This window comes from Phyllobacterium sp. P5_D12 (assembly GCF_054049495.1).
In genome coordinates this window covers 1-559 of sequence record NZ_JBFUMG010001176.1, presented here as the reverse complement: position 1 = coordinate 559, position 559 = coordinate 1, and the positions used below count along the sequence as shown (strand labels likewise).

At 56.0% G+C, this 559-nt stretch carries 1 protein-coding gene; it reads left to right on the top strand.

All coding sequences use genetic code 11. The features are described from left to right. Positions 1–559: extracellular solute-binding protein (locus tag ACXJ5O_RS29360; protein ID WP_457302972.1), on the top strand; the 559-nt coding region annotated here is incomplete at both ends.

Genomic DNA, 559 nt, shown 5'->3' with positions numbered 1-559 from the left:
TTCCCTATGAAGGCTTGCACGACAAGACCGTCCTCGCTCAAGGCTCGGGCGGCGGCTATGATGTCGTTCTCTTCGATGTGATCTGGCCGGCCGAATATGCAACCAACAAGGTCCTTGTGGATGTAACCGACAAGATTACGCCGGAAATGAAATCGGGCGTGCTTCCAGGTGCCTGGACCACCGTCGAATATGATGGCAAGCGCTATGGCATGCCCTGGATTCTCGACACGAAATATCTGTTCTACAACAAGGAAATCCTGGAAAAGGCCGGTATCAAGACCCCTCCAAAAACCTGGGCCGAACTTGCCGAACAGGCCAAGATCATCAAGGACAAGGGCTTGCTTGCAACGCCGATCGCGTGGAGCTGGTCTCAGGCTGAAGCCGCGATCTGCGATTACACCACGCTGGTCAGCGCCTATGGCGGCAGTTTCCTCAAGGACGGCAAGCCAGTATTCGCGACGGGCGGCGGTCTCGACGCACTCAACTACATGGTGGACAGCTACAAGTCCGGTCTCACCAATCCAAATTCCAAGGAGTTCCTCGAGGAGGATGTCCGCCG